Source organism: Clostridioides sp. ZZV15-6598 (assembly GCF_020657705.1).
Classification (GTDB): Bacteria; Bacillota; Clostridia; order Peptostreptococcales; family Peptostreptococcaceae; genus Clostridioides; species Clostridioides difficile_F.
In genome coordinates this window covers 1-3,508 of sequence record NZ_JAGWCS010000222.1, presented here as the reverse complement: position 1 = coordinate 3,508, position 3,508 = coordinate 1, and the positions used below count along the sequence as shown (strand labels likewise).

General features: G+C 25.5%; 4 protein-coding genes. 2 read left to right on the top strand and 2 right to left on the bottom strand.

The genetic code is table 11. From position 1 onward, the window contains the following. Positions 1-198: 198 nt before the first annotated feature. Both KGF50_RS20800 and KGF50_RS20795 read left to right on the top strand, forming a co-directional pair. A complete protein-coding gene (locus tag KGF50_RS20800) occupies positions 199-1,062 on the top strand; it encodes an LD-carboxypeptidase (RefSeq protein WP_227849824.1) in 864 nt (287 codons plus the stop codon). A 70-nt stretch (positions 1,063-1,132) separates the two neighbouring features. Beyond that, positions 1,133-1,726, top strand: a complete 594-nt coding sequence (locus tag KGF50_RS20795; protein WP_227849823.1) for a DUF3867 domain-containing protein — start codon at positions 1,133-1,135, stop codon at positions 1,724-1,726. A gap of 214 nt (positions 1,727-1,940) precedes the next feature. Here the strand turns inward: KGF50_RS20795 and KGF50_RS20790 are convergent, their stop codons facing one another. Both KGF50_RS20790 and KGF50_RS20785 read right to left on the bottom strand, forming a co-directional pair. Beyond that, complete coding sequence (locus tag KGF50_RS20790; protein WP_227849822.1) at positions 1,941-2,579, bottom strand: isochorismatase family cysteine hydrolase; 639 nt, start codon at positions 2,577-2,579, stop codon at positions 1,941-1,943. 78 nt (positions 2,580-2,657) lie between these two features. After that, positions 2,658-3,389: a glycerophosphodiester phosphodiesterase gene (locus KGF50_RS20785; protein ID WP_227849821.1), complete on the bottom strand. Its 732-nt coding sequence runs from the start codon at positions 3,387-3,389 to the stop codon at positions 2,658-2,660. Positions 3,390-3,508 lie beyond the last annotated feature (119 nt).

Sequence of the window (3,508 nt, the reverse complement as noted above, 5' to 3'; positions counted from 1 at the left end):
TTAGGATTTACTGGTTTTAAAGTGGTGTCCTATGCAGATTTCTCTACATACGCAGTATAGTTTATATTTTTATAATTATTTTATAAAGTTTTATAAACTATTTGTTACTGTATCAAGTATAAATAAAATGTCTTATAATTATAGTAGAGATGTTTAGCATAAATTAGAATATATCATTTTAGAAGAAGAGGTGTTTAGATGTTAGGAGTAATTGCGCCTTCTGGACCATTGAGAAATAAAAGTCTAGAAGAAATAAAATTCAATTTAGAGAAGTATGGTTATGAAGTTAAATTTTCTGAAAGTTGTGGACTAAATTATAAAGGTTATTTAGCTGGGAATGATGATATTAGAGTAAGAGATATAGAAGAGATGTTCTTAGATGAAGAAGTGGATATAATTATGTGTTTAAGAGGAGGTTATGGAACAACAAGAATACTAGATAAAATAAATTATGAAATAATAAAACAAAATCCTAAACCATTTATAGGTTTTTCTGATATAACAGGTTTAAATCTAGCTTTTTATAAAAATTGTGGTCTTTTACCATATCATGGAATAATGGCAGCGGATGTAGCTAAATGGGATGAATTTAGTTATAAATCTCTCATAGATGCTTTAGAATTTAAAGATAACCTATATTTAGAAAATCCAAAAGAAGAAAAGATTTATACTGTATGTGAAGGCAAAGCAGAGGGAATAATAATGGGAGGAAACTTATCTCTAATAATTTCTACAATAGGAACTAAATATGAAATAGATGCAAAGGATAAAATTTTATTTATTGAAGAAATTGGAGAATGTCAATATAAATTAGACAGGATGTTAACTCAATTGTATTCTTTAGGAAAACTGGATGAATGCAATGGTATAATTTTTGGAGATTTTAAAGACTGTATCAAAGAAGATGATTTAATAGAACTATTGAAGGAGTTTGCACAGAAGGTTAATAAGCCAGCTATATATAATCTACAATCTGGGCACTGTATACCAATGATAACTATTCCTTTAGGAAGAATGTGTGAATTAGATGCAACAGAAAAAATGGTTAAATTAAAAAAATAGTGTATATATAAATATATTAGAAGTATGGTATAATCTTATACAAGTAAAAATTTAGCTAGGAGGATAAAAAATGTCTGATGATAGAATAATTGACTTTAACGAATTAAAAAACAAAGTTAAAGATTCTGATGTAGATAAATTTGAGCAATACATATATAACTTATATTTTTCTGTTATGGATGGAAAGATGTCGATGGCTGAATTTTCAAGAAAAATATTTGATTATATGAAAGATAATGACATATCTCAAGAAAAGTTTATGAAAATACAAAAACAGTTCATGGAAAGATATGGTATGGACACTGAAGAAGTAGAACAACAACTTAGAAATTTTGGGATTGACCCTTCTACAGCAGGTTTTATGAGTAATAATACTTCCAGCAAAGTATCTACAGAAGATTTAGAATCGTTTAAAAAGAGTGCAGGATTTTATGAGAAATATGGTGAAAAAATTCAACCTAAAAGTTGTATAACAACATTCATAAAAAATGATTTAAATGATATTAATGTAATAATAGATCAAGAAAAAATAATGCTTTGTAGTGATAAAAAAATAAATCTTATGGACTCAGAATTAAATGAGTTTTTATTAGAATATAAGAATATGTTTAATAAAAAGATAAAAGTAGTTATGTGTGAAACTACAAATAAATACGATTATTAAAAAATAAATTTAACTATTGAAGCAGTATGTTTGATTAGTATTATGTAAAAAATAGAAATCGCAATTTAAATTCTCTTACAAAAGATGTGTAGAAGAATATTTAAATTGCGATTTTTATATTTACATACTTTATTTATATTAAATTAGTTGTATTAAGTAATATTTGTATAGAATAATTTTATTATCACAACTGTAGCCCTATATAAAGTGTTTATTATAAACGAATTTCTTTTAATACCGTAATTCCATTTTGAAGCATACTATTAAAAAATACTAGGTTCAAAATCTCCGCAGGATGAACATTGGGAATGTCATAAGTGTCTACTAAATTCATAGGAACAACTATATTTTTTTCAATATTATGTTGATTAAAATATGATTTTAGAGTTATTGCAAATTGATATATACATATATCTGTACAATCACCAACTATAATTATATTATCTATACCATCAAAGTCCAAATTTTCTAGTGCGAAAAATCCATTAGTAGAATTTTTAGGTAGAACTTGTAGATTTTCTATAGATTTAAGTTCGTCAACTAATTCACTTTCCACATCATTTTCTAAACAGTGAACTGGATAACTTAAAAGTTCTATAGATTTGGGTGTATGACAATCAGTAAATGCAATTACTTTATTTAGTTTATTTGATATTTCTTTTGTGAAAATTTCAATTGGCTTTATCAAAGATTCTACTCTAGGGGAGTATAAGGCACCTTTTTTTGCAAAACCATTATTGACATCAATTATAAATAAAGCTGTCTTACTCAAATCGTAATTTTCTATTTTTTCTACTGGTAAATTATCTAAATTACTTTTTAAAGCTTTAAGTTCGTTTAATAAGTTATCCATAAGTATACCTCCAAGCTAAATTTAATAAAATTGTACACATTAATCATATAAAAGTCAAGGAGTGCAAACACTATATAACTAGATGTATTGTTTTGATTGTAAAAGTTTTAAAGCTATATCTGGATAGTTAGTAAAAATGCCATCCACATTAAGGGCTAGGCAGTGTAGCATATCTTCTTCTTCATTTACAGTATATACATTAACACCTAGTAAGTTTTTATGACAAAGTTCAACTAGAGATTCATTTACTAAAATTAAAGGAGGATGGAGATAGCTATTTCCTAGAAATTTAGCAAATTCAACTACATTGTTTATGGGTAAGTAGCACAATAAAGCTGTTTTTATACTGGGGTCTAATTTATGAAAATTTTTTAAGCTATTACTATTAAAACTAGATATAAGAACTCTATTTTTCATATTGTATTTTAAAATAAGTTTCAAAACATCCTTTTCTATATTAGTGTAATTTACTTTGTCAGTTTTTAATTCTATATTTAAAATGAGGTTTGTAGGTGAAATTAAAATTAATACTTCTTCTAAAGTTGGAATTTTACATTCTTTATTATTTTGGTAACCCTCAAAGGAGGAGTTTAAGGTTTTTAATTTTCTTAAGGTAAGGTCTTTTACAAAACCATGTCCATTAAAAGTTCTATCGACTGTTTCATCATGAATAACTACAATTTTTCCATCTTTAGTCTTGTGAACATCAAGTTCTATTCCGTATATATCCATATCTAAGCATTTTTTAAAAGCGAGAATAGTGTTTTCTGGATATTTTCCACTAAAACCTCTGTGAGCGTAAATGTTCATTTGTAAAGCTCCTTTCAATAAATATAACTTATTCTTATAAAATTTTAATTAATATAATATATCATATTCTAAACAATATAATTATACATTAATTAAATAACAATTTATAATTTATATAT